The following is a 24,394-nucleotide window of genomic DNA, read 5'->3' as shown; positions in this document are numbered from 1 at the left end:
GAGTTTTTATCGAATGTGGCAAAATATGAATCAATTCTTTTGGTTTAATGATGAATGTATTCTATCAAAATCCATTCAAATTCCACTGTTTTTATGATATTCTTTATTTGTGACAAAATATAACGAGAGTATATATGGAGTGATAGGAATGAACAAAGTCGTAAAAATTACACCTTTCTTTAGTCAACTATCAAAAGAAAACCAAGATATTTTGTTACAGCATGGAGTAAAAATTCACGCTAGAGAAGGTACTACATTGTTTTACGAAGGAGAAGAAGCTACTAATATTTACTTAATCCGTTCCGGGAAAGTGCGGCTAAGTAAAATGACGATCGATCATAAAAAGTTTTTCCTTCACTTGAAGCAAGATAACGACATTATTGGTGAATTTAGTTTATTTAATGATATGTTAGTTAGTATGACAGCAGAAATCATTGAAGACTCTACCCTCTATAAATTTACAAGAGAAAATTTGGAAGCGTTATTTCTACAAAATGGTGACATTGCCGTAGCTTTCATTAAGCTTTTTGCTAGAAATACGCAATCAACACAAGCAAAATTTTCCGATTTACTTCTTTACGGTAAATTAGGAGCGCTTTATTCTATCCTTATTCGTTTTAGCAATTCATATGGTGTAAAATACCATAATGATATTTTAATACCGCTAAAGCTCACAAACCAAGAAATTGCAAATTTCATAGGTACATCTAGAGAAACTGCTAACAGAATGTTACAAGATTTAAAAAAAGAAAATATCATCTCAATTTTAGATGATAACATCCTAATCAAAAATATCGACTATTTAAAGAAATATCTACGTTGCGAAAGATGTCCAGTTGAAATTTGTACAATTTAACTTACTTTAAGCAAATCTGTTAACTCTAGTTAATGGATTTTTTTATTAGCTGAGTAAATTTCATAATTACCTAATCCGAGATGCATAATTCTATATCTAGTTACGATCGAATGAATGTAACTAGTTATAAAATCTTAGTGGGGTAAATTATATATGTATGTCGTTCATTAATTAGAATAAATCCAATAAATTTGGGGATTTAGTACTAAAAACAGTGCTTTTTTGCTATACTAATTGGTATGCTTAAAGGAGTTGATTAAGGTTGACCAGAAAAGGAAGCCCAACAAGAAACAAGCCTAAAAAAAGCAAAAAGAAACCTATTTACATAACACTTTCTATACTGATTATATTAGCAATCTCTACTGTAGTCTATTCGACTTACCAATTTGAACATGCACGAAAACAATCTCTTAAATTAATAGAAGGTAATAATAATCAACATGAATTTGAAGCAATCGAATTTAATGCCAGCAAAGATGAGTTTAAAGAATTAATACGTGTCCTTTTATTAGGAGTGGATAAGGAAGAAGATGGCGCTGCAAGATCAGACACAATTATGGTAGCTCAATACCAACCGAGACAAGGGAAAATAAAGTTAATTTCAATAATGCGGGATACGTATGTCACCATTCCAGGATATCGAAACAATAAAATTAATACCGCTTTCTTTTTAGGTGGGCCGGAGTTACTACGTAAAACAATAAAAGACAATTTTGATATTGACATCCATTACTACGCTATGATTGATTTCGATGGTTTCCAAAGAGTAGTAGATATTATCTCACCTGATGGGATTGAAATAGACATCAAAAGAAGAATGTATTATTCTAAAGGGCGAGACCATATCGATTTTCAACCAGGGCTACAGCGTTTAGATGGGCAACAAGCTTTAAACTATGTACGTTTTCGTAGTGATCACGAAAATGATTTTGGACGTGTTCGACGGCAACAAGAAGTCCTAACTATATTAAAGGATGAACTCCTAACATTCTCGGGAATAACTAGACTTCCGAAATTACTAGGTTCCATTGAACCTTATATTCAAACTAATATCCAAAACAAACAAATTTTAGATTATGGTACAAATTTTTTCTTAAAGCCAATTGAAAAGGTGGAAACAATAACAATTCCAGTTAAAGGATCATTTGTTGATGCTAGATATAACCATGCTGGCGCGGTACTAGAAGTAGATATCGAAAAAAATAAACAAGTTATTAAAGAATTTTTAGAGCTTGATCAGGAATTTGCTTACGATTAAAAAAGCGCAAGGTGCCCGCCTATCGGCGACAAACACTGGAGCTAGACAGTTTCCAAGTTAGAAATTTATAAATTCTGGATTATATAAAGCTGAACTTCAATAGTGGGGGTTTTCCTTCATCCCCCACTGATTGTTAGTTCAACTTATACCACGGGCATAAGAATAACTAATCATCAGCTTCACTGATGAAAGTTATTCTATATCGGACCTTTAGGGGCAGTTTATCCCCCACCTAAACTTCTCGATTTTCTTAAGTTTTGAGGTGGGGGTCTTACTTGCCCCTTAAGTGTGGGATAAAAAAGGAACTCGGCCATGTTGGCTGTAGTTCCTTTTCTAACTTCTCGCAAAATATCCTTTTCACACTCTATAGTTAAATAGTTTTCGTTATCTAAACGTTGAATTTCTTAAATATTAACGTTGCATTATGTCCACCGAATCCTAATGAGTTACTAAGAACTACGTTCACTTCATGTTTTCTTGCTTCATTTGGTACATAATCCAAGTCACACTCAGGATCTGGTGTTTCGTAATTAATTGTTGGTGGGATTACTCCATCAACAATCGCCTTTATTGAGAAAATAGCTTCTACAGCTCCAGCTGCACCTAATAGGTGTCCTGTCATTGATTTTGTCGAACTGACAGCTAATTGTTTGGAATAATCTCCGAAAACTTGCTTAATTGCTAACGTTTCATACTTATCATTATAATGAGTACTTGTCCCATGAGCATTCATATAATCAATTTCTTCTGGATTGAGCCCTGCATCTTTTAATGCCATACGCATAGCACGAACTCCTCCCTCACCTTCAGGAGCAGGTGCTGTGATATGGTATGCATCGCCAGTTGCACCGTAACCTACGATTTCTGCATAAATTTTTGCACCACGTTTTTGTGCATGTTCCAACGATTCAAGGACTAGAATTCCTGCACCTTCACCCATAACAAATCCATCACGATTTAAATCAAATGGACGACTAGCAGTTTTTGGATCAGGATTAGTAGATAGTGCTTTTGCTGCACTAAAACCTGCCATTGACATACTCGTAATTGGCGCTTCACATCCACCAGTAATCATAACATCAGCATCTCCGCGCTCAATAACCTTAAATGCATCACCTATGGAGTTAGCACCGGAAGCACAAGCAGTTACTGTACAAGAATTAATCCCTTTTGCCCCAAGCGTTATGGAAACTTGTCCTGAAGCCATATCAGGAATCAGCATTGGTACAAAGAACGGACTTACACGGCGATGTCCTTTTTCTAAGAAAATTTTAAACTGTTGTTCATATGTCTCCATTCCACCGATACCAGAACCAATCCATACACCAATTCGATCAGCATTTTCAGAAGTAATTTCAAGCTTTGCATCTTCAACAGCCATCAAACTACTTGCTACTGCATATTGAGTGAAGCGATCCATTCTTCTTGCCTCTTTTTTATCCATGAAATTACCTGGATCGAAATCCTTTAATTCAGCAGCAACAACTGTAGGAAACTGAGATGCATCTACTCTCGTAAGCAATCCTACCCCTGATTTTCCAGCTGTTAAATTCTCCCACGTAGATTCAACGTTATTACCTAAAGGAGTAACCGCCCCTACTCCTGTAACTACAACACGATTTTGCTTCATTATCTTTTCTCTCCTTTTATATAATGACATTCTAAAAAATTTGTGACTTCATCTAGGTTAACGACCCCAACGTAGTACTACAGAGCCCCAGGTTAATCCAGCACCAAATCCTACTAATACTACAATGTCACCATCTTTAATCTTTCCATTTTTCAGCTCATCAACTAAGGTCATAGGGATAGAAGCCGCTGAAGTATTCCCATATTTATGGACTGATTTTGCCATTTTCTCTTCAGGTAAATCGAGTCTTTGTCGCGACGCTTCCATAATTCGGATATTCGCCTGATGGGGAACTAGATAGTCAACATCTTCCTTTGTCAGACCAGCTTTTTCAATTACACTTAATGCGGATTCACCCATCTGACGTACCGCAAACTTAAACACTTCACGTCCATTCATAGTCAAGTGTGGGCCTTCTTGAGTAATGTGCTCGCACCCACCACCATCAGCTCCTAATTCAAAAGCTAATATTCCTTTATCTTTAGAAACCGGGCCTAAAACAGCCGCTCCAGCTCCATCACCAAATAGTACCGCAGTATTTCTGTCATCCCAATTGATCAGCTTAGATAATTTTTCTGCGCCAACAACTAATACATACTTATAATCACCAGACTGAATAAATTGCTTTGCTGTAATCATACCGTACATAAAACCGGAACATGCCGCACTTATATCCATAGCTGCAGCTTTTTTCGCACCTAGTTGATCTTGAATAACAGCTGATACTGAAGGAAATGGTCGGTCCGGAGTAACTGTTGCTACAACAATTAGATCAAGTTCTTCAGGTAAGATATTCGCCATTTCTAAAGCATCTTTGGCAGCCAAATATGACATATGTGAAGTATCATGATGCTCTGAAGCAAATCGGCGTTCTTCAATACCAGTTCTAGTTTTAATCCATTCATCTGAAGTGTCTATTTTCTTTTCCATATCTACATTGGTTATTACATTTTCTGGTACGTACGATCCCATACCTAGAATTCCAACATTGAGCATTCCTTTGTCCTCCTTTTATATATTTCTATATTATAAGTCACATTTACTTTTTTTCATAATTGTGTCATTTTATATCCTATACTAGTTAATATTATGACCTGATCATAATTTTAATTCATCTTATTGACTTTGTCTAGCAATCATTATACAATCGGGCGCTCTCTTCCCACACTCTCTTATGTAAGTTGACATACGTTTATATTGTATAATTCTTTTTAAAGGGGGATTGAAAATTGGAAGATAACAAACAACAAGAAACTCCACAAGCAAGAAATTTTTTTGATGAACTAATGTTTGGACCAACAGCACACCCTCCAATAGATGAAGAAGCAAATACACAAACGACACGTACTGAAGCAAGTAAAGAAAGTATGCCTACCCAAACGGAGGGTAATAAAAGCAATAAACACAATAGTGAAAATTCTCCAACACAAGAAATAGATTTTGTCCAAATGGTAGAGCAATTTGATCAATTTATGGGATTGGTTAATAAACTAGGACCTTCCCTAAAAAAAATGGGACCATTAGTCGATCTATTCAAAAGCTTTGGTAGTCCCAAAAAATAAAATAATAAGTTAAAAGGTAAACTACTGCTCTTTTTTCTTCCAAATTGAGCATAATCTAGTGGCATAAAACTATATCTAGATGAGTACGCAAATCCAACTAGATATAGTATTTCAGTCACGTGAAAACTGTATTATAAAATTCATTAACTTTCAAAATTTTTTGATGCATGTAAGAAAAGCGCAAGCGCCGCAGCTCATCGACGTAATAAGCTGGACTGAGTCGAGTGAGATATAGGAGAGTCGAAAGTCGTTAGACTTTCGTTCTTGACTTATCGTAGACGAGACGAAGGAAGCTTTCTAGTCGATAGGGCGCTGAAGCTAGACAGTTTCTAAGTTAGAAATTTTATACTTTCCTTGTAATAATATTAGGATGACTATAAATAGTCATCCTAATTATGACGAAAAATGCGAACAAACTCTTACCCAATGATTGCTTTAGCGATATGGCTGTTGTTCATATTGCGGAGGACCGTATGGTTGTGGNCCAGATGGGTACGGGCTGTATGGCGGTGGTGGACCGTACGGTTGTGGGCCAGATGGGTACGGGCTGTATGGCGGTGGTGGACCGTACGGTTGTGGGCCAGATGGGTACGGGCTGTATGGCGGCGGTGGACCGTATGGTTGTGGGCCATATGCCTTTCCTGGTCCAGAAAAAGCACTAAATAATAACCCACCACCCGCCAAACCAGCTAAAAATGGTAAAACTGGTGAATATCCGGGTTGTGGGGGATGTGGTGGGCGTGGGGGATGTGGATGATGATGTTTTCCATGCCCGTAATCTCTCGTCATCATATATTGTCCAGGATAATGGGCATAATGCATACCGGGATACATAATTGAACCTCCTTTACTTGTAATAATTAAGACCCCGGTCTTTCATCTAGGTCTTTACTATCCTATGTGCACGTATCCCATAACGAGCATGTCCAAAGGGCGATATTAGGAGGAGAAACGCCCTTTTTCTGATAAGAAAGCTTCAGTGCCGTGGGTATGAACCATTGGCTTTGGAGCTAGATAACCTTACATGTTTAAAATTTGATACTTAAAATTTATTCGTCGTACTATTTTTCATTTGGAAGTTTTCCAGTATCGATATATCGTTGAACCTCGTCACTAATCATCACTTGAATATCTTCTGGCACTTCCGGACTGAACGCTCCTAAAGAAATGACTCCTTCAGCAAAATCAAAATAACGATTCCCTGTACTTAGTTTCCCATTAAAAAATTCTTCTGCAACTAATTCATAAAGCTGATCAACATGTTGGATTGTACTTGTTAGTACAGTAGACTGTCCTAAATCGGATTGGTCTCCAACGTACCCAATAACATATAAACCGTGTTTTCTAACTTCTTCAATAACTGGTATATGATAACCGTCACCTGCTGGGTAAAATACATCAACACCTTCTAATTTCATTTCATTGTATAGCTCAATTGCCTTATCAATATTTCCCCAACTAGAAACGTAGTTTACTATGACATCTACATCTGGATTTTGATATTGAGAACCTTCTACAAATCCTTCTACTTCTGGCTGCCAAGGGTAAGCGGCAATTACCCCAATTACATTTGTCTCAGACATTTCACTTGCAAGTATCCCCGCAAAAAAGCCCATTGCATAACCTTCAAAATGAAGACTAGTAATATTTTCTCCTGACACATCGCCATTAAAAGCAATAAAATGCATATGTGGATACTGATCTTTCAATTCTAAAAACTTCATAGCATACATCTTTCCATGACCAAAGACTAGGTTTACTCCTAGTTTTTCATATTCTAAAATTGCATCGTTAACTTTTTCCATTGAATTAATTTCTTCCTTGTAAAATACATCAACATTCATTTTGGAATGAATATTTAATAAGCCTTTATAACCTTTACTATTCCAGCCCTGATCGTCAATATTACTTGGTAGCAGTAGCCCCACCTTGGTTGACATATTAGTTTCAATAGAAGTAGAACACCCTATTGAAATTAATAGTAATGTTACGATCAGACTAATTCGAAAAAAAGACATAAGTATTAAGCACTCTCCTTATAGAGGTTTTAATAAATCGCTTTCTAGAATTATTTTACCTAATAATACATTCGAAAATAATACTCCCTTTTTTCACTATATTAAATATGGTAAAATCAATCAATGGTAAACTAGAATTTGAAATGTAAAAGTAATATAAAATTGAACATTTTATTTAATAGTTAGTTGACTTTAATGAATTTCATAAAACAAATTTAACGCCACCAAGATACCGTATTTAGTTGTATTAATGCGTTCTCAACTAAATATAGTAATTTGGTTAGATTAATGGCATGATGAAATTCACCAATATTACATGTAATAAAGAAAGAGGCTCAAATTTATGAAACTTTCCTATGAACAAGAGGTACAATCAAGAAAAACCTTTGCTATTATCTCGCATCCTGACGCTGGAAAAACTACACTTACAGAAAAGTTACTTTATTTTGGTGGTGCAATTCGTGAAGCAGGTACAGTTAAAGGAAGAAAAAACTCTAAACATGCCATGAGTGATTGGATGGAAATCGAAAAACAAAGAGGTATTTCTGTTACTAGTTCAGTGATGGAATTTCAGTATAAAGATTTTCATGTAAATATACTTGATACTCCAGGACACGAAGATTTTAGTGAAGACACATATCGAACATTAACTGCGGCTGACTCTGCTACAATGTTGATCGATGTTGCCAAAGGTGTCGAAGCACAAACAATTAAATTATTTAAAGTTTGTAGTATGCGAGGAATACCTATTTTTACATTTATTAACAAACTAGACCGTCAAGGAAAAGACCCATTTGAATTAATGGAAGAATTAGAAGACGTATTAGGCATACGATCTTATCCAATGAATTGGCCAATTGGAATGGGGCAAGATTTTAGAGCCGTTTATGATCGACATCAAAAACGATTAGAGCTATACAATCATAATGAACCTAGCAAAATTACTATCATTGAGGTTACTGGTTGTGATGACCCTCTTATTGATGAAGTGATTAACGATGAAAGTTTAGTAAATCAGTTTCGGGAGGAAATGGAACTATTAGACGTTGCTGGAGATCAATTTGAGATAGAACTTATTAATACCGGAAAACTCACTCCTATCTTTTTTGGTAGTGCTATCTCTAATTTTGGAGTTCAAACGTTCCTCGACCATTTTCTAAAAATGGCCCCTTCACCTACAGCTAGGAAAAGTACAGAAGGAATCGTTAATCCATTAGATCAAAATTTTTCCGGTTTCATTTTTAAGATTCAAGCAAATATGAATCCGGCCCATCGTGATCGAATTGCTTTTTTACGGATTACTTCAGGGATCTATAAGAAAGGTATGAATGTTAATCACGTAAGAATTGGCAAACCTTTACGACTAGCACAACCGACCCAATTTTTAGCCCAAAGCCGTAACGCAGTTGAAGAAGCATATGCAGGAGATATCATTGGATTATTTGATCCAGGAACATTTCGAATTGGGGATACTTTAGTTGAAAATGGTTCTTTTGAATTTGAAGAAATGCCACACTTCTCACCAGAGCACTTTTGTGTTATCTCTGTAAAAGATGCGCTTAAGCATAAGTCTTATGAAAAAGGACTGCGTCAATTAACTGAAGAAGGAGCAATCCAACTTTTTCAAACTTACCAAAAGGTTGTTGAACAACAAATTGTAGGTGTTGTTGGTGTCCTTCAATTTGAAGTATTAGAACATCGTTTAAAAGCAGAGTATAAAGTAGATATTCGCCTCGAACGATTACCTTTCTCTTACGCTCGCTGGGTTTCAGGAGATAAAAAGGATTTAGATGCATTTATTCGCACACAACGAAATCTTGCGAAAGATCGTGATGATCGGCTAGTCGTACTATTTGAAAACGACTATCAAATGAGAACTGCTCAAGATAAATACCCTAACATAAAGTTTTATGAGAATTCATTTATTAAAGAAAGCTAGGTTCTAGACCTAGCTTTCTTTCGATATAACACTTCAGCCAATAATCCGACAACAATAGCAATTATAACGCTAACACCTTCAGGTAATTGAAGAATCAGATTTAATAGAAAAAAAGTTACAACTGTAATAATAATAAACACTAGTAATCCAATAATGATTTGTTTTGGACCCATTGCCTCTCTCCTACTGTCTTAAATATAAGTGCTTGTATTTTTTTATGTGTTCTTTTTGTGCTTTTAATCCCGTTTCAAGATTTGTTACAACCTTAAACCCCAGTTGCGATACAACTTTTTCATTACTTATACTAACTAATAATCGTTTATCACTAGGTTCTGAAATTGTTTTATTACTAATTAAGGCTAAACCTCGAAACCATTCGTTTACTTTTCCAGTTGATAAATTAAACACTTCATTTTTACATTCGGCTTTTATTCCAGCTTCAATTAGTGTATCAAGAATATCCTCAATATACAAAACATCTTCGGTTACTCGATCTGAATTGGCAGAAGTATTTTTATCTGACATAAGTTTCTTTACTATTAATTTACAATAGGCCATATCATCTCTTTGCCAAGGACCATAAACTGTTGGAAGTCGAAAAATAACATAAGGTACACCGAATTGGTTGCATTTGCTTTTAATTAAAGCTTCCGCTGCCATCTTTGTTAAACTATATGGAGTAATGGGGTTCAAGGGGGTATTTTCGGTAATCGTTCCTGTTCTCTCACCGTAAACTTGCGTAGAAGACGTGTAAATTACTTTCGTATTTTGCTCACAAGCAGAAATTATTTTTTCTGTAACACCAACATTATCTTGAATAGTTTTTGGAAGTTCATCCCAACTTCTCTCTTTACTTGTAGCCGCGGCCATGTGATAAACTGTATCTACACCTTTAAGAACCGCTTTTATATCAGCATCTTCAATCCTTTTATTTATAAAATGAAACTGAGAATTCCTACCAATCCAAAGAAGTTTTTCTTCATAAAACTCTTTTAATTGGCTATTAATCATTCCGTCAATACCGACTACTTTAAACCCTCTGTCTAACAATCGGAGGCATAATGAAAAGCCTATAAAACCAAGAGCGCCAGTCACTACTATTTTTTTCATATAATAATTCCCCCGTTTTATTTATTTACTATATATATGAAAAAACAGTAATTATTATGTCAATGAGTGAATTTCCACTTTATTAAAACCTAGCTTCACAAAATTTATATCTAATGGCACGTATAATAAATGATGAAATTCATTAAATTACCCTTAATTTGAAAATAAAAAAGTATTATTCCATAACAAAAGTGCCAGCTAAACCATGAAAGGAATCTTCTTAGAATATAGAAGTAATTATTCTAGTTAGTTTGGTATGCTGACACTTTATAATTATAGATTACATTCATTTTTCTTAAAAAATTCAATAGTTGGCTTTGCTAACTGTTCAAGTGGCTTATTTTTAAGAAAAATTGCAACTTCTACACTTTCATTTCCGTTATTACACAATTTCTCATATGGTCTTACATGGTTTTCTAACATATAAGGAGTAGAATTCATACAATGGAGAATTTTTAACGGGACTGGCATAGCCTTATACATATTAATATCCATGGAAGAAATTTTCTTTTCCAACTCCGTAGTCTCTATAGAATAAGCCTTCTTTAACTCCTTTAGAAAACGTTTATAAAAGAATTTATTCCGTTTTTCTGTTTGAAAGTAGTGCGATAAGTTAAGACATGGGTTAATCATGACTATAGAGCGAAATGATGATTCTTTTGTTGGGATTAACTGAGCAGCTACCAATGCCCCCATCCCTTCAGCAATAATGTGGACTTTTTTATTTAAAATTTCTTTTTTCGTTACTTCATCATAAATGCGGTGTAAAAAATGACAGGCTTCAGCACTCCCCCAATGTCTCCCATACAAATTAGAGTAAATGACTGTATATCCAGCATTTTTTAAGTTTTCAATAAACTGAAAATGGGCAGGTCTTTGATGCCATGAACTAGTTTTAGAATTTACAAAATGGTTTATATCACCGATGATGAAAATTGCAAATCCATTTGGTTTTTTCGGAAAATGAATAACATTCCACTCTTCGCCAATTAGAAAAAATCTCTCTTTTATAGTCATTATAAATCCCTCGCAAATTTCATTCCTTTTATAATGTATGCAAAGGATACTTTAGTTTGAATAGGACAATGCCTATTTTACTCATAATCCTCAATTTCAAATAACTCCTTTTTCAATTCTTCAATCCTCACTTTTCCATAATTAGTTAAGTTTGTTTCTGACTGTGCCAACAAAGCTTCTAGTTCTTGCTTTTTTTCGTCCATTAAGATCCCTCCGCGAACCGTTTTTATTAGTTTATGCTAGTGTATATGTACATTATTTAGTTTTGATAAAATTTTTTAAATTTAAATAAGTAACAGCCGTAGCTGTTACTTAAATTTACTTTTATATGTCCATTTGCGATTTTGATTACTTGTTTCAGGAAAATGATCTCCTGCTTTTAACTTTACTTTTTGGGGGTTTTGTACCATATCCCCAGTTTCACCAATTTCCACATATATACCATTATTCGGTGCTTTTTGACCATGAGTAAATTGACGACTTTGTCCCATATATAAATCACCCCTAATAATAATCACTTTCTTTTATTAATATGGATTTAAATAAGTGAATTATTAAGGAAACTACTTGTTTCATTAGAAAAATATCCCTACTATAACCAAAAAAATGACACTATTCGTAATTTCAATTAAACCAATTTGAACCGGCTTATAACGTTTATTCTTTGGCATAAACCAGGCCTTTAATGAACTAACAAAAAAGACGACTGAAATCACAGGCATTGCTAAAACTAAAAAACAAACAACAGTAAAACCATGAAACATATTAGACTTCCATAAAAATATTTGATTACCTTTTTCCCGAATTAATGTTTTTACATGGAATACACTTGCTGTAAAGAAGAGAACATTTATAACCATTAAGATAAGCGCTCTAAGATCAATGGTACGGTTGCCAATGTAATAAGAAATAACTACTAAAAATGACAGGGCTATAATAGCACAAAAATCATTAACAAATAAACGTTCCTTTTTCAGTTTTGCAAAGATAACATTGATTAGAAAGAACGGAATAATAAGGAACCCTATAATAATTATTTCAGGGATAATAAATAGAATGGGAAACGTAAATAATGATCCTATACTTAAATAAATAATAAGTGAAGGAATAATTTCTTTCTTTAAATTTGGCTTTCTAATCATTGTTAAAAATGGACTTGATGCAAAATAAAAAGCTACTACTCCTATAAAAAAGGGCAGATGAAGCCACAACGGGTTACTTGCTAGCATCCCTAATAAAAAAGGAACAATTAACATCGCCCAAGCTCCATGCTCCCTTGGTATAAACCAATTCATATTGATCCCTCATTTCTCATTTAATACATTTATTTTACTTAAAAAATAATTTAGGCAAAGTGATTATTATCACTAATGATTATTAATTCGATAATTACCAAAAAAGAGCCCATAAAGCTGAACTCCAATCAGTGGTGGTTTTCCTTCATCCCCCACTGGATTGTTAGTTCAACTTACCGGACCTTTAGGGGCAGTTTATACCCCACCTAAACTTCTCGATTTTCTTAAGTTTTGAGGTGGGGGTCTTACTTGCCCCTTAAGAGTGGGATAAATTTATATCTAGTCAAGGAAGATTCAACAAACTATATATAATATCTTCGTAACAAGAATAATGAATGAATGAAGTTCATGATTATATAAGGGAATAGCATTTGTGATATTTTACACTGTACATATAGAACTTTCTTGCTATGATCTAGGTAAATTATTATTTAATAGGGGTTGGCAAAATGCTCGAAGTAATATTAACATATAAAGGGTTTCAACCAATTTTTGAAACATTACGAGGACTTCAATTCAAATACAATGAAGGAGTATATGTTTTAGACGAACAAACGACTAATTATACGGCTACTATTATTAATGATACTTCTATTAACCAACTAAAACTTCAATTTTCAAAAGAATTATCATTTGAACAATATAAACACCTTCACAAAATAATAAAAATACTTGTAGAAAAGATTCAAGCAAAAGTCGACGACCATCAAGCATTGATGGGCTATTTGGATAATGGAAATGAAGCATATATATATCACGGTTGGAGCGCATGGGTACAGTTTTTAGAGGGGGCTAAGCATGTTTCTATGGAAGGGCAAAAGGTTCAAGTGTATGATAATCAATTGCTTCTTGGGGAAGGCATCTTAGTAGAGTCAACAAAAGCTGAGAATACAAATGATGATTTCTATATAACTCAATGTAAACTAATAACGCGAAACGGTGAACAAACATATACTGGTGATCAATTGAAGATCATTGCTACAGGCGAATTTTAAATTATTTAAGTGAATTAAAAAGGTACTAATACGAGCCTTAAATCTATATGTAATTATGAGCAACTCAACTTAACTAAATAAAGGATATTAGGATAGTGAATGATGAAATTTATTTATGTATATACAAAGAATGAAACGACATGAAAAAAGTTCCATGTCGTTTCTAAATCGTACATATTTCTACAGGGCAGTCACCACAATGTAAGTAATTTTTTAGGAATTCGATGTCTTTAACTAAGATATAACCTTTATCTACATTGATAACGTTATCCTTTTTCAGATCATTAATCATTCGATTAATACTCTCTCTTGTCGTGCCAATATAATTAGCAATATCCTGATTTGTTAATTGGACGTTAATAAGAATTCCTTCTTCTGTTTTAACGCCGTATGAATTACTAAATCGAATTAATGTCGAATAAAACGCACCTGTTTTCCCACACAGAATTAAATCGCGGAATTTTGCCTGTGTCGATTGAGTGTGTCTTGCAAACCATTTCATAAAAGCAACGGCAATTTCTCCATTTTTCCGAAATATCTCTTCTAAAGAGGATCTTTCAAATTTTACTAGAACAGAGTCTTCAATTACTTCAGCAGTAACACTAATCGACATATCATTAAATAGTCCTACTTCTCCAACTAATTCATCCTTTTGCTTTAAATGAACGCTAAACTCTTTTCCATCTGCAGTCATTTTACTTAAACGGACTTTCCCTGATCGAATTAAATAAACATTCTCAGGAAAATCCCCTTCATAGAATAAAAACGTTCCACTGCTTGCACTGATCTCCAAGCCTATTGATAATAACAATTCTTGGTTTTCTTTTGACAGCTCATTAAAGAAACGCTTCATTGCCAGCTCTTTCTTTTTCATTAAGAAAACCTCTTTTCATATAGGATTAATAAACATTGTAGTTAATAATAAATATCCTGAAGACTTCAGGACATTTTTTATTATCTTAACACTATATTCATATTATTAAAAGTATAAATCGCATATGTATAGTGTCATTGTATTGTGACTATTTTGTGTACAAACATAATACTAAAAAATTGTAACATGAAGTAAGTGATATGTAAAACCGATTTGACCTAATTTAAAATGTAAAAATATGAAATTGCTCCTCTAATAAACAGTATTTTTTTATAGTAATATAATTGCTCAACGTTACTCTAATGATTAAAACTTGTTTTTTTAGAAAGATTTCTTTATGTACTGAGATGAATTTCGTAATACAGATTTTATGTGACTACTATTCCATATTAAATAACTTTTTGGATAGATTAAAAGGAACCTAGTTAGGCTCCTTTTGACTGTTTTAAACTTGATTGTTGTTCTAAGTCCACACTCGATAATTGGTATTCTTCTCCGTGTGCCCCTTTAGGCTCATCTAAGAAAATAAGACAAAATAAGAAACTAACAAAGGCTCCACCAGCTAAGATAAAAAAGAAGGTTTGAGGAGTTACTAAAGTAAAAATTGTTAAGTAAACAACAGCTCCAACATTCCCATATGCACCAGCCATACCAGAAATCTGTCCTGTAATACGCTTTTTAATTAATGGGATAACAGCAAATGTTGCCCCTTCAGCTCCTTGAATGAACATTGACGTTAATACTGTTATAGCGACAGCTAATACCAAAGGCCATTCAGAGTTAATCATCCCCATTCCAACTAAGCCAAGTCCAATTCCAAACATATATATTAACATAACTGTTTTTCTACTTGTCATCTTATCTGATAACCAACCACCGAAAGGTCTAGCAAATAAGTTTACAAAAGCAAACGAAGATGCAATTAACCCTGCAGCTGTAGCTGTTAAACCAAATGTCGTTAAAAAGAATAACGGAAGCATTGAGACAATCGCAAGCTCCGCTCCAAAATTTGCGAAATATGTTGTATTTAGCGCTGCGACATTTTTAAATTTATATTTATCATCTTCAGGCACACCAGCCTTTAAGATTGGTAAATTCACTATTAAGATTTGAACGATTTGATATATACATACGATAATCAAAATAACATAAATAATTGTTAATGCTTGCTCTGAAATAAACTCTAAATTTTTCAACCGCCATGAAAGTAACCCTAATGCTCCAACTAATGGAATTGTCCAAATCATTAATTGAATCATATCTCCGTATGAGCTTACTTCCATTGCTGCTGTTTTTCTCGGCTTTTGATATACTTTTCCTTCTGGTGTATCACTAACTACAAACCAATAAATAACTCCGTATACAAGACACGCTATACCACTAAAGGCAATCGCATAACGCCAACCATCATCGCCACCAAACATGGTTATTGCTACCCATGGAAGAATAATTGCTGCAGCTGCTGAACCAAAGTTACCCCAACCAGCATAAAAACCTTCGGCAAACCCTACACTTTTCGGTGGAAACCATTCTGAAACCATACGAATCCCAACTACGAAACTTGCTCCAATAGAACTTAATAATAACCGGGATATAAACAATTGCATCCAATTGTTACCAAAGGCAAACATAAAAGTAGGTATTGCCATCACAATAAGTAATATTGAAAAAACTCTTCTAGGGCCGTATTTATCTAGTAACATTCCAATAACAATTCGAGCTGGAATAGTTAATGCAACGTTTAAGATTGCAAGAGCTGCCATGTGGTCAGTTGTTAACCACCCTACTGACTCAACCATCGTCCCAGCCAAAGGTGCCATATTAAACCAGGCAAAAAATGAGATAAAAAACGCAATCCACGTTAAATGTAACGTTTTTGTACGTGGATTTTTAAGTTGAAATAATTCTTTACTATTCATGAACATCATCCCCCATCAAAAGGATATAAATTTTATTATGTAACTCTTCCGAAAAATTATCGGAAGAGCTACTTTCTATTTATCTAACACTTCACTTCTGCATTTTTACGAGAGTAATAAAACCAAGTAATAACTAAACTTATAACATAATAAGCAATGAAAATATATAGGGCAGTATTTGCCATTCCTGTTGTATCAATCGACCAACCGAAGATTTTTGGAATTAAAAATGCACCGTATGCTCCAATAGCTGAGGTAAAACCAATCACAGCTGCCGCTTCTTTTTGATTGTTGAAAATATATGGTATCATTCTAAACGTAGACCCGTTAGCAATACCAGTAGTTACGAATAAAACGAGGAACATAATTAAAAACCCTGTAAAGTTTCCTTGGTTGTAATAATAAATGACTCCACCTGTTGCGGCAATCATAACAATAATATCCCAAAATGTTACGATTGCACCACCGAACTTATCTGAAATCCATCCCCCTAATGGTCTTATCAACGCACCAACTAAAGGTCCTAAGAAAGCAAATTGCAGAGCATTTACTTCTGGAAATTCTGTTCTAATTAGTAGTGGAAACGCTGCTGCATACCCTATAAATGAACCGAAACACATAGTGTACAGCCACGTCATAATCCACGTATGTTTATTTTTGAAAATAACTGCTTGCTCTTTAATAGAGGCTTTTGTTCCAGGTAAGTTATCCATACCGAAAAATGCTGCAATAACAGTTAATATAATTGGAATAACCCATACAAATGCTGCATTTTGAATCCATACATGAGAACCATCAGGTAGTACTTGAGGGTTCCCTGCCACTGCTCCAAAAACTCCTACAGTTATTACTAAAGGAGCTAAAAACTGAACAGCACTTACTCCTAAATTTCCAATACCAGCATTAATTCCTAAAGCTGTCCCTTTTGCTTTTTTCGGGTAAAAGAAGCTAATGTTAGACATTGATGAAGCGAAATTCCCTCCACCTAGACCACATAGGGCAGCAAGGATTGCCATCGTCATAAAGGTCGTTTCTGGATTTTGTACTGCAATTCCTATTCCAATTGCTGGAATAAGCAATGAGGCTGTACTAATAATTGTCCAGTTCCGTCCCCCGAAAATTGGAACAACAAATGTATAAAATATACGTAATGTTGCACCTGATAAACCTGGAAGTGCAGCTAAAGTAAATAATTCTGCACTAGTAAAATTAAAACCTATATCGTTTAAACTAGCTGCTGTTACCGACCAAATTTGCCAAACAGCAAATGCTAGAAAAAGTGCTGGAACAGAGATCCATAAGTTTCTCGTTGCATGTTTTTTACCTTCGGCTTCCCAAAACTGTTCGTTTTCCGGATCCCACCTTGTAATTCTTGCCATAATAATTCCTCCTAGAATTCCTTCTTAATTTAATAAACGTTAAAAATAAGTTACTTTCATGATAGTTGATGGACTACCATGAGGGTGTGAAATAAATCACTAATTAATCGATGTTCACGAATTGTTCAATTTATTACGTTAAACTCTTTTGAAATAGTAAAAATGTTGTTTTTCGATGACGAAAAGTTAAAGATTTCCAACAAATTGCGCCTAATGAAAGGAACCCATTATTGGATTCCTTATGAAAAAGCGCGTAACTTTACTTGCTATTATATTCGAGCTTGCGCCACTGAAAATAAGCAAATATTGCTGCTGCTGCTGATATTAAACTTATAATGTTATAAATGAATAAAACATCATATTCCCTTCCTAGGAACGCCTCAACTGTCCATTGAAGCATAATTACATTAATAATAATTGAGACAATAATTACCACCCAACACGTTTTTTTACCCATGGCGATACTGCCTCCCTACTGCATAAACCACACCATTGTCAACTTCAATTTCAATCAAAGGTAATTCTCGCTGGGGTGGACCGGCTTTTGGATGACCATTATTTATATCAAAATATCCAGCGTGGCAAGGACACAATAATACATCTTGAGTCTTCTCATAAAAAACAGGACACATGAGGTGAGTACAAGCGCTATTATATGCCTTTAAATCTCCATTTACTGTGTGTATTAGAAGAGCTGGATCTTTCTCAGTTGGGTAATAAAAAGTTATTGATTCGCCTACTGGAAGATCTTCAAGTTTAGCAATTTCAACTCTCTCTTTTTCTTTCTCATTCATACCTAACATCGCCTTTACAGAAAAGGGGATAGTTGCTACCCCTAAAGCTACAGATGTTCCTACTGCTGTTTTTAAAAAGGCTCTACGGTTATATTTCAAATCGTCATCACGATTTAAATTGTCTACTAAATTAATCATGTCATCATCTGTATCTTTTTGATTACGACCTAACTTCTTTTTTTCTGTCATGATTTTACCCTCCATTCGTAAATTTGTTACTTAAAGCGAGGGGAAACCCCTCGCTTTAAGTGAGGAAGGGTTTTCCTCAATACTTAGTCACTGTACACGCCAAAAAACTCAGGTACATACTGCCACTTATCTTGCTCTGTAGGTTTTTTTCCTTCAATTAAATTCATTTGTGTTCTACGGCGACGTAATGCTTGCATTTCATCAAAATCGATGAAACGAATTGCGTCACTTGGACAAACAGACGCACACATAGGAGAAATACCATGTTGTGTTCTGTCATAACACATATCGCACTTATACATTTTATTCTCTTCAAAATCGAACTTCGGAATTCCAAATGGGCAACCAAATGTACAGTTTCTACAACCAATACACTTTTCTTCCAATGCTGAAAGAACGACACCTTCTTCAGTAATTTGGATTGCATTTGCCGGACATACACGTGCACATGCCGGGTCTTTACATTGCATACAAAGCATTGGATACGTTTGACGGCTCTCTAAAAAGTCAACATATTCAACATAATTTCGTTCTTTTGCATCATGACCACCGCATTCACGACATGCTGCTTGACAAGATCTACAACCGATACAACGTTCAAATTCTAGATACATAATTTTATTCATAGTTTGACTCTCCCCTCTCCGTTACACTTTCTCTATTTTCACGGCACAAACTTTAAATTCTGGCATTCTTGATATTGGATCTAGTGCTGGATTTGTTAACTGATTAACCGCTAATTCTTTTCCCCAATGATATGGAACAAACACATGGTCATTTCGAATTGCTTTTGTTAACCGAACATCTAATAGCATCGAAGAACGCGGCGTAGTTAACTTCACCTTATCTCCATTTGCAAGATTATATCGACTTGCTAATTCTGGATGCATTTCAGCATAAGGTAGAGGACATTGTTCCATCAAAAATTTCACTCTTCTAGTCTGTGTCCCTGAAAGGTAATGAAATACGACACGGCCAGTTGTTAATGTATGTGGATAATCTTTACTAGGGACTTCAGCTGGTTTTTGCCAACCTACAACTGCTAAATTAGCTTTTCCATTTGGTGTATCAAATTTTTCTTTAAACATTGTTGGTGTCCCAGGATGATCTTCAGACGGACATGGCCAAAAAACACCATCTTCCTTATCAATACGGTCATACGTAATTCCGTAATAATCAGCTTTTCCACCTTTTGATGCAATACGGAATTCTTCAAAAATTTCTGGTACATTTTCGTATGGGAAGAACTTACCTTTGCCCATACGCTCAGCGATAAGCTTCATAATTTGCCAATCAGTTTTGGACTCACCAATTGGGTCTTTCACTTTACGAATACGAATGACACGACCTTCAAGGTTCGTTGTTGTCCCTTCATCCTCAGCCCAAGTTGTAGCTGGTAATACCACATCTGCAAATTCACATGTTTCAGACAAGAAGAAATCACTTACTACTAAGAAATCTAATTTTCTAAAGCTGTCCCAAACATATTCTGTATTAGGTGCAGATACTGCCGGATTACTACACATCACGTGCATCGCACGAATATTTCCTTTTTGTATCTCATCAAACATTTCGTAAGCGGAAACACCTGCTTTTGGCATTTCTTCAGGTTTAATTCCCCAAACCTCTGCCACATATTTTACATGTTCAGGATCTGCAATTTTTCTGTATCCAGGAAGCGCATCTGCTTTTTGCCCGTGCTCGCGCCCACCTTGACCATTTCCTTGCCCAGTGACAGTAGCAACGCCTGACGCAAATTTCCCTATTTGACCTCGTAACAATGCCATTGATGTGTATACACAAACATTATCAACACCTTTAGATTGTTGTTCGATACCACGACAGAACATCACTACTGAACGCGGAGATTGTCCGTAAATGTGGGCAGCTTTTTCAATTTTTTCAACTGTTACCCCTGTAATTTTAGAAGTGTATTCAGGTGTGAAAAGCTTTACTTGTTCCTTCATTTCTTCATAATTGTTGCAACGTTCTTTTACATAAGTTTCATCTACATAACCGTCACGAACAATAATGTGTAACATTCCGTTTGCTAAAGCTGAATCTGTACCTGATTTAATATCTAAGTGAACATCTGCTAATCGAGCAATCTGAGTTTCACGAGGATCTACAACAATCATTTTTGCACCTTTGTCTCTTGCCTTCCATAACCACTGTATGGATGTCGGATGACATTCAGCTGCGTTCCATCCACTAATAAAGAAACAATCCGTGTGCTCTAGCTCTGTCCATGGTAATGTAGAACCACGGTCAGTTCCTAAAGTTTTCATAAATCCACCAGCTGCTGAACTCATACAAAATCGACCGTTATAATCAACAAATCTTGTCCCTAATGCAACACGTGCATATTTTCCAACGAGGTAACATTTTTCATTTGTCATTGATACACCACCATATACAGAAAGTGCATCTTTTCCATATTTTTGTTGAAGCTGCTTAAAGTTCTTTTCAATTAAATCAAGCGCCTCATTCCATGTTGCTTTTACAAATTGTCCGTTTTTCTTAATTAATGGTGTTGTAATTCTTTCTTCATGATCAACTGTTTGATAAGCAGTAACCCCTTTTGGGCACATCTTCCCTAATGTCACAGGCCAATCATAGCGTGGCTCTACCCCAACTACCTTACCTGTTTTTTCATTTAATCTAATATGCATCCCACACTGCATTCCGCAATAACAGCAGTGAGTGGTAATTAATTTTTCACCTTCATGGTGGAGATTTTTTACTCCTTCTTTAGCTAAAAACTGTGTCATTATTTATCCCCCTTATCAGACTGGTTATAAAATTCTTCCGATCTCCTTCTACCAAAACCTGGAATGTGAATGCCGTTGTTTGTTTGAACCGGACCGTACGGATTACCCTTTACTGATCCCAAGTTTAATTGACTCATTACACGAATTCTTCTTCGACAACTAGGACAGTAATCCGCTAAATATGTTCCATCGTCTAGTTTTAAATCAAACTGTTGCTCATGTAAAATGGTTTTCACATCTGCAATTTGATCGTCACTACTGTATTTCGTGCTACACTTTTTACAGGATCTCGTATCTACCATAGGTTCCTCCTGATAATTCATCGGTACAGCCGTTGCTAAAGGACGAATTGGTAAATGGAACAACTTACCGAATGGGAAGTAAATCAAAAATAAAACGACCGTTACTTGATGTATTAAAGCTAGTTGCGGGTGAATAAATCCACCTAAAAACTTATATGAAACTGTTAATAATAATCCGGATACCGTTACCGCTAATAGTATATAAAGGGGTAATAAATCAAACTCAGCTCGTTCAGTAACCTTCAAATCATGATTATTAATTCTTCTTACTAGGGCCATAATGATACCCACTAAAACCATAAGTGCAGTTATGTTTAATCCGTTATAAACTAGTTCAGCAAATATACCATTTGCTTGCATTTTAATCGTTGGTAGGTTAAATACCATCATTTGATACGTTGTTGCATCAATTAATCTAAAATGCATCCAACCAAATGTTAATCCAAATGTAATAGCAAATGAACCGATACACCCCCAAGCTATTAACCAATGCTGAATACCTCTGTACAATCCACGTTTAAAGATAAATTTTTGTAAAATAATATTATCTACGAAAGTTTTTAAAATTGCTGCAATATTTCTTTTTGTACGCTTTTTAGTAAATAAATTCTTAATACTTCGCTTTACCATCTCATTTGTAGCCGGTCGCATTAGCCAAGACGCCATTCTAACTGTAATACCAATGAAAAAGATAAAAGAGGCAACCATATAGCCAGCTAACATTAGATCAATTTTTTTGAACTGAGCTGTACCGATCCACATTGTGATAAACAAGAATGCAACTACAAAAAATGCATACATACTAGTTTTTGAATAAAAAGATCTTTCAAGGTACTTTATTCTATGTGTTGTATCGTTTGATTCATTAGGGTTATTAGTAGAATAAGTTCTTTCTAGATTGTTCATCTTTTCTCACTCCTTTTTTGAAGTACGCACATGGACAACTATAGGCCTTTTAGCTGTTAGAAGTGCTAAACGTTCTGTTACCCTTATTGTAGAAGAGACACTTATCACTCACTGTGCAATTTCTCACAGCAAAGGTGTGAATTTTATCACAGGAAAGTCATTTGTAACATTTACAAAGTGCAAAACATGTAAAAGAAGCTCTATTTATCAACATTCTTTTTGTCCACTTACATGACACCCGTTCACAAAATGTACACATTTCACCCGCCAAATAAAACTTGTTTTTTCTACATTTTTTTACATATTTATTAAATTAAGTAAAAAGCTTCAAAACTTACTGCCTTTAACTTCAGCCTTATCCACAAGGAAGAAATCTATAGTTTTCTGGTAAACAAAAAAATCAGTGCTGGGTAAAGATCCACCGCACTGATTAATGTTAAGATTTATACTTTTTGGGGATATAAGCACAATATGGGTCACTTTCCAAATAATCTCCAGTAAGCGCAAATGCTCTCGCACGGGAACCACCACAAATTCCTTTATATTCACAAGCTCCACATTTCCCTTTTAGTAGCGTCTTATTTCTTAGATCTCTGAATACCGGATTATCCCGATAAATTTCAGGAAGTGGCTTTTCTCGTACATTTCCACACTTTACGGGCAAAAAGCCACTTGGATAAACATCGCCAATATGGCTAATAAATACAAATCCATCCCCATCGTTAACACCTTTAGGAGCACGACCCAACGTATCAAGACGCTTATTTCCTTCAGTAGCCTTTAGATTTAATCGCTTCTTTTCTTGAATAGCTACTCGGCGATAATGAGGAGCTTCTGTAGCTTTGACTCCATATGGCATGCTTTGTTGAATTTCAAATAACCACTTCATTACTTCTTCATGTTCGTCAGCAGAAATCATATCCTTTTCCATACCTCTACCAGTAGGAATTAAGAAAAAAACGCTCCAAAGCACAGCATTCATTTCTTTTACTTTTTCAGCCATAGCTGGCAAATCATCAACATTATATTTGGAAACCGTTGTATTTATTTGAATAGGTATATTTAACTCTTTTAAGTAATCGATCCCCTTCATTGTTAAATCAAAAGAACCTTTTGTCCCTCTAAAATGGTCATGTATTTCGGCAGTGGAACCATCCAAACTAAATGCCCAACGTGATAAACCAACTTCTTTCGCTTGATCAATTGCCTTTTTCGTCACTTTTGGTGTAGCACTAGGCGTCATTGAGACTGGTAATTTCTTTTCCTCTATTGCATACTTGGCTAATTCATAAAGATCAGGTCTCATTAATGGATCTCCACCTGTAAATACAAATAACGGGTTATCCATAGTAGCAATTTCATCTATTAGTTTCTTACCTTCCTCAAAAGATAGTTGTCTTGGATCGGCTTTATATTGTGCCTCAGCGCGACAATGTAAACATTTAAGGGCACAAGCTCTTGTTACTTCCCAAATTACTATGAACGGATTTTCATCATAATTTTTAGGTTTCTCTGATAAGAATGATAAATTCATAAGGTCTCCTCCGCTCTTTTAACTAAGTTCTTCATAGTTTCATCAT

23 protein-coding genes are annotated in these 24,394 nt (G+C 35.0%); 5 read left to right on the top strand and 18 right to left on the bottom strand.

Translation table 11 applies throughout. From position 1 onward, the window contains the following. Positions 1–148: 148 nt before the first annotated feature. Together BKP45_RS13015 and BKP45_RS13010 are read left to right on the top strand one after the other, a co-directional pair. Positions 149–856 carry a Crp/Fnr family transcriptional regulator gene (locus BKP45_RS13015; RefSeq protein WP_071390090.1) on the top strand — a complete coding sequence of 236 codons (708 nt, stop codon included), beginning with the start codon at positions 149–151 and terminating at the stop codon, positions 854–856. A 262-nt stretch (positions 857–1,118) separates the two neighbouring features. Then, positions 1,119–2,114, top strand: a complete 996-nt coding sequence (locus BKP45_RS13010; RefSeq protein WP_071390089.1) for an LCP family protein — start codon at positions 1,119–1,121, stop codon at positions 2,112–2,114. A gap of 388 nt (positions 2,115–2,502) precedes the next feature. Here BKP45_RS13010 and fabF read toward each other — a convergent pair whose 3' ends face one another. Both fabF and BKP45_RS13000 read right to left on the bottom strand, forming a co-directional pair. After that, a complete protein-coding gene (gene fabF, locus BKP45_RS13005) occupies positions 2,503–3,744 on the bottom strand; it encodes a beta-ketoacyl-ACP synthase II (RefSeq protein ID WP_071390088.1) in 1,242 nt (413 codons plus the stop codon). A gap of 57 nt (positions 3,745–3,801) precedes the next feature. Further along, positions 3,802–4,740, bottom strand: coding sequence for a beta-ketoacyl-ACP synthase III (locus BKP45_RS13000; protein WP_071390087.1), 939 nt, complete (start codon positions 4,738–4,740; stop codon positions 3,802–3,804). 233 nt (positions 4,741–4,973) lie between these two features. Here BKP45_RS13000 and BKP45_RS12995 point away from each other — a divergent pair, with 233 nt between their 5' ends. Next, positions 4,974–5,306, top strand: a complete 333-nt coding sequence (locus BKP45_RS12995) for a hypothetical protein (RefSeq protein ID WP_071390086.1) — start codon at positions 4,974–4,976, stop codon at positions 5,304–5,306. A 1,061-nt stretch (positions 5,307–6,367) separates the two neighbouring features. Here BKP45_RS12995 and BKP45_RS12985 read toward each other — a convergent pair. Further along, the gene (locus BKP45_RS12985) at positions 6,368–7,324 is read right to left on the bottom strand and encodes a BMP family ABC transporter substrate-binding protein (protein WP_071390084.1); all 957 of its coding nucleotides are present in this window, start codon (positions 7,322–7,324) and stop codon (positions 6,368–6,370) included. A gap of 343 nt (positions 7,325–7,667) precedes the next feature. On the opposite strand from BKP45_RS12985, the gene BKP45_RS12980 reads away from it, so the two are divergent. After that, positions 7,668–9,263: a peptide chain release factor 3 gene (locus BKP45_RS12980; protein ID WP_071390083.1), complete on the top strand. Its 1,596-nt coding sequence runs from the start codon at positions 7,668–7,670 to the stop codon at positions 9,261–9,263. On the opposite strand, the gene BKP45_RS22560 is transcribed toward BKP45_RS12980, so the two are convergent. The 6 genes from BKP45_RS22560 to BKP45_RS12960 form a co-directional block, all read right to left on the bottom strand. After that, positions 9,260–9,436: a hypothetical protein gene (locus BKP45_RS22560; RefSeq protein WP_169824108.1), complete on the bottom strand. Its 177-nt coding sequence runs from the start codon at positions 9,434–9,436 to the stop codon at positions 9,260–9,262. The genes BKP45_RS12980 and BKP45_RS22560 overlap by 4 nt on opposite strands. 10 nt (positions 9,437–9,446) lie before the next feature. After that, positions 9,447–10,373: an NAD-dependent epimerase/dehydratase family protein gene (locus BKP45_RS12975; protein WP_071390082.1), complete on the bottom strand. Its 927-nt coding sequence runs from the start codon at positions 10,371–10,373 to the stop codon at positions 9,447–9,449. A gap of 273 nt (positions 10,374–10,646) precedes the next feature. Next, entirely contained in the window at positions 10,647–11,390 is a 744-nt protein-coding gene (locus tag BKP45_RS12970; RefSeq protein ID WP_071390081.1) for a hypothetical protein, read from the bottom strand. A gap of 77 nt (positions 11,391–11,467) precedes the next feature. Further along, a complete protein-coding gene (locus BKP45_RS23330) occupies positions 11,468–11,593 on the bottom strand; it encodes a hypothetical protein (protein WP_281243165.1) in 126 nt (41 codons plus the stop codon). A 105-nt stretch (positions 11,594–11,698) separates the two neighbouring features. After that, positions 11,699–11,881 (bottom strand): YjzC family protein, encoded by a 183-nt coding sequence (locus tag BKP45_RS12965; protein WP_071390080.1) that lies wholly within the window; start codon positions 11,879–11,881, stop codon positions 11,699–11,701. An 84-nt stretch (positions 11,882–11,965) separates the two neighbouring features. Beyond that, positions 11,966–12,685, bottom strand: coding sequence for a YwiC-like family protein (locus BKP45_RS12960; protein WP_071390079.1), 720 nt, complete (start codon positions 12,683–12,685; stop codon positions 11,966–11,968). A gap of 449 nt (positions 12,686–13,134) precedes the next feature. On the opposite strand from BKP45_RS12960, the gene BKP45_RS12955 reads away from it, so the two are divergent. Continuing rightward, on the top strand, positions 13,135–13,680 hold the full coding sequence (locus tag BKP45_RS12955) for a hypothetical protein (RefSeq protein WP_071390078.1): 546 nt from the start codon (positions 13,135–13,137) through the stop codon (positions 13,678–13,680). A 163-nt stretch (positions 13,681–13,843) separates the two neighbouring features. Here BKP45_RS12955 and BKP45_RS12950 read toward each other — a convergent pair whose 3' ends face one another. The 9 genes from BKP45_RS12950 to BKP45_RS12910 all read right to left on the bottom strand — a co-directional run bounded on the left by BKP45_RS12950 (position 13,844) and on the right by BKP45_RS12910 (position 24,348). Continuing rightward, the gene (locus BKP45_RS12950) at positions 13,844–14,554 is read right to left on the bottom strand and encodes a Crp/Fnr family transcriptional regulator (protein WP_084787904.1); all 711 of its coding nucleotides are present in this window, start codon (positions 14,552–14,554) and stop codon (positions 13,844–13,846) included. A 425-nt stretch (positions 14,555–14,979) separates the two neighbouring features. Further along, positions 14,980–16,473, bottom strand: coding sequence for a NarK family nitrate/nitrite MFS transporter (locus BKP45_RS12945; RefSeq protein ID WP_071390077.1), 1,494 nt, complete (start codon positions 16,471–16,473; stop codon positions 14,980–14,982). An 83-nt stretch (positions 16,474–16,556) separates the two neighbouring features. Next, complete coding sequence (locus BKP45_RS12940; RefSeq protein ID WP_071390076.1) at positions 16,557–17,852, bottom strand: NarK family nitrate/nitrite MFS transporter; 1,296 nt, start codon at positions 17,850–17,852, stop codon at positions 16,557–16,559. Between the two features lie 259 nt (positions 17,853–18,111). Continuing rightward, positions 18,112–18,309: a hypothetical protein gene (locus BKP45_RS12935; RefSeq protein ID WP_071390075.1), complete on the bottom strand. Its 198-nt coding sequence runs from the start codon at positions 18,307–18,309 to the stop codon at positions 18,112–18,114. Then, entirely contained in the window at positions 18,302–18,835 is a 534-nt protein-coding gene (locus tag BKP45_RS12930; protein ID WP_071390074.1) for a Rieske 2Fe-2S domain-containing protein, read from the bottom strand. Before BKP45_RS12930 ends, BKP45_RS12935 begins: the two co-directional genes overlap by 8 nt. 83 nt (positions 18,836–18,918) lie before the next feature. Then, positions 18,919–19,461: a 4Fe-4S dicluster domain-containing protein gene (locus tag BKP45_RS12925; protein ID WP_071390073.1), complete on the bottom strand. Its 543-nt coding sequence runs from the start codon at positions 19,459–19,461 to the stop codon at positions 18,919–18,921. A 21-nt stretch (positions 19,462–19,482) separates the two neighbouring features. Next, the gene (gene fdhF, locus BKP45_RS12920; RefSeq protein ID WP_071390072.1) at positions 19,483–21,606 is read right to left on the bottom strand and encodes a formate dehydrogenase subunit alpha; all 2,124 of its coding nucleotides are present in this window, start codon (positions 21,604–21,606) and stop codon (positions 19,483–19,485) included. After that, on the bottom strand, positions 21,606–22,814 hold the full coding sequence (locus BKP45_RS12915; RefSeq protein WP_245747461.1) for an MFS transporter: 1,209 nt from the start codon (positions 22,812–22,814) through the stop codon (positions 21,606–21,608). The genes fdhF and BKP45_RS12915 overlap by 1 nt, the downstream gene beginning before the upstream one ends. 436 nt (positions 22,815–23,250) lie before the next feature. Further along, a complete protein-coding gene (locus BKP45_RS12910) occupies positions 23,251–24,348 on the bottom strand; it encodes a TIGR04053 family radical SAM/SPASM domain-containing protein (RefSeq protein WP_071390071.1) in 1,098 nt (365 codons plus the stop codon). Positions 24,349–24,394: the final 46 nt, after the last annotated feature.

The sequence above is a fragment of the Anaerobacillus alkalidiazotrophicus genome (assembly GCF_001866055.1).
The sequence above is the reverse complement of the archived record's forward strand: the minus strand, read 5'-3'. Positions and strand labels throughout refer to the sequence as shown.

Coding starts and splice junctions, on each gene's coding strand:
- BKP45_RS12980 (WP_071390083.1), top strand. CDS start 7,668: ATGAAACTTTCCTATGAACAAGAGGTACAATCAAGAAAAACCTTTGCT.
- BKP45_RS12970 (WP_071390081.1), bottom strand. CDS start 11,390: ATGACTATAAAAGAGAGATTTTTTCTAATTGGCGAAGAGTGGAATGTT.
- BKP45_RS12910 (WP_071390071.1), bottom strand. CDS start 24,348: ATGAATTTATCATTCTTATCAGAGAAACCTAAAAATTATGATGAAAAT.
- BKP45_RS12940 (WP_071390076.1), bottom strand. CDS start 17,852: ATGGCAAGAATTACAAGGTGGGATCCGGAAAACGAACAGTTTTGGGAA.
- BKP45_RS12935 (WP_071390075.1), bottom strand. CDS start 18,309: ATGGGTAAAAAAACGTGTTGGGTGGTAATTATTGTCTCAATTATTATT.
- BKP45_RS12930 (WP_071390074.1), bottom strand. CDS start 18,835: ATGACAGAAAAAAAGAAGTTAGGTCGTAATCAAAAAGATACAGATGAT.
- BKP45_RS12960 (WP_071390079.1), bottom strand. CDS start 12,685: ATGAATTGGTTTATACCAAGGGAGCATGGAGCTTGGGCGATGTTAATT.
- BKP45_RS12975 (WP_071390082.1), bottom strand. CDS start 10,373: ATGAAAAAAATAGTAGTGACTGGCGCTCTTGGTTTTATAGGCTTTTCA.
- fabF (WP_071390088.1), bottom strand. CDS start 3,744: ATGAAGCAAAATCGTGTTGTAGTTACAGGAGTAGGGGCGGTTACTCCT.
- BKP45_RS12955 (WP_071390078.1), top strand. CDS start 13,135: ATGCTCGAAGTAATATTAACATATAAAGGGTTTCAACCAATTTTTGAA.
- fdhF (WP_071390072.1), bottom strand. CDS start 21,606: ATGACACAGTTTTTAGCTAAAGAAGGAGTAAAAAATCTCCACCATGAA.
- BKP45_RS13000 (WP_071390087.1), bottom strand. CDS start 4,740: ATGCTCAATGTTGGAATTCTAGGTATGGGATCGTACGTACCAGAAAAT.
- BKP45_RS12915 (WP_245747461.1), bottom strand. CDS start 22,814: ATGAACAATCTAGAAAGAACTTATTCTACTAATAACCCTAATGAATCA.
- BKP45_RS13015 (WP_071390090.1), top strand. CDS start 149: ATGAACAAAGTCGTAAAAATTACACCTTTCTTTAGTCAACTATCAAAA.
- BKP45_RS12945 (WP_071390077.1), bottom strand. CDS start 16,473: ATGAATAGTAAAGAATTATTTCAACTTAAAAATCCACGTACAAAAACG.
- BKP45_RS23330 (WP_281243165.1), bottom strand. CDS start 11,593: ATGGACGAAAAAAAGCAAGAACTAGAAGCTTTGTTGGCACAGTCAGAA.
- BKP45_RS12925 (WP_071390073.1), bottom strand. CDS start 19,461: ATGAATAAAATTATGTATCTAGAATTTGAACGTTGTATCGGTTGTAGA.
- BKP45_RS22560 (WP_169824108.1), bottom strand. CDS start 9,436: ATGGGTCCAAAACAAATCATTATTGGATTACTAGTGTTTATTATTATT.
- BKP45_RS12950 (WP_084787904.1), bottom strand. CDS start 14,554: ATGAAAAAGAAAGAGCTGGCAATGAAGCGTTTCTTTAATGAGCTGTCA.
- BKP45_RS12985 (WP_071390084.1), bottom strand. CDS start 7,324: ATGTCTTTTTTTCGAATTAGTCTGATCGTAACATTACTATTAATTTCA.
- BKP45_RS12965 (WP_071390080.1), bottom strand. CDS start 11,881: ATGGGACAAAGTCGTCAATTTACTCATGGTCAAAAAGCACCGAATAAT.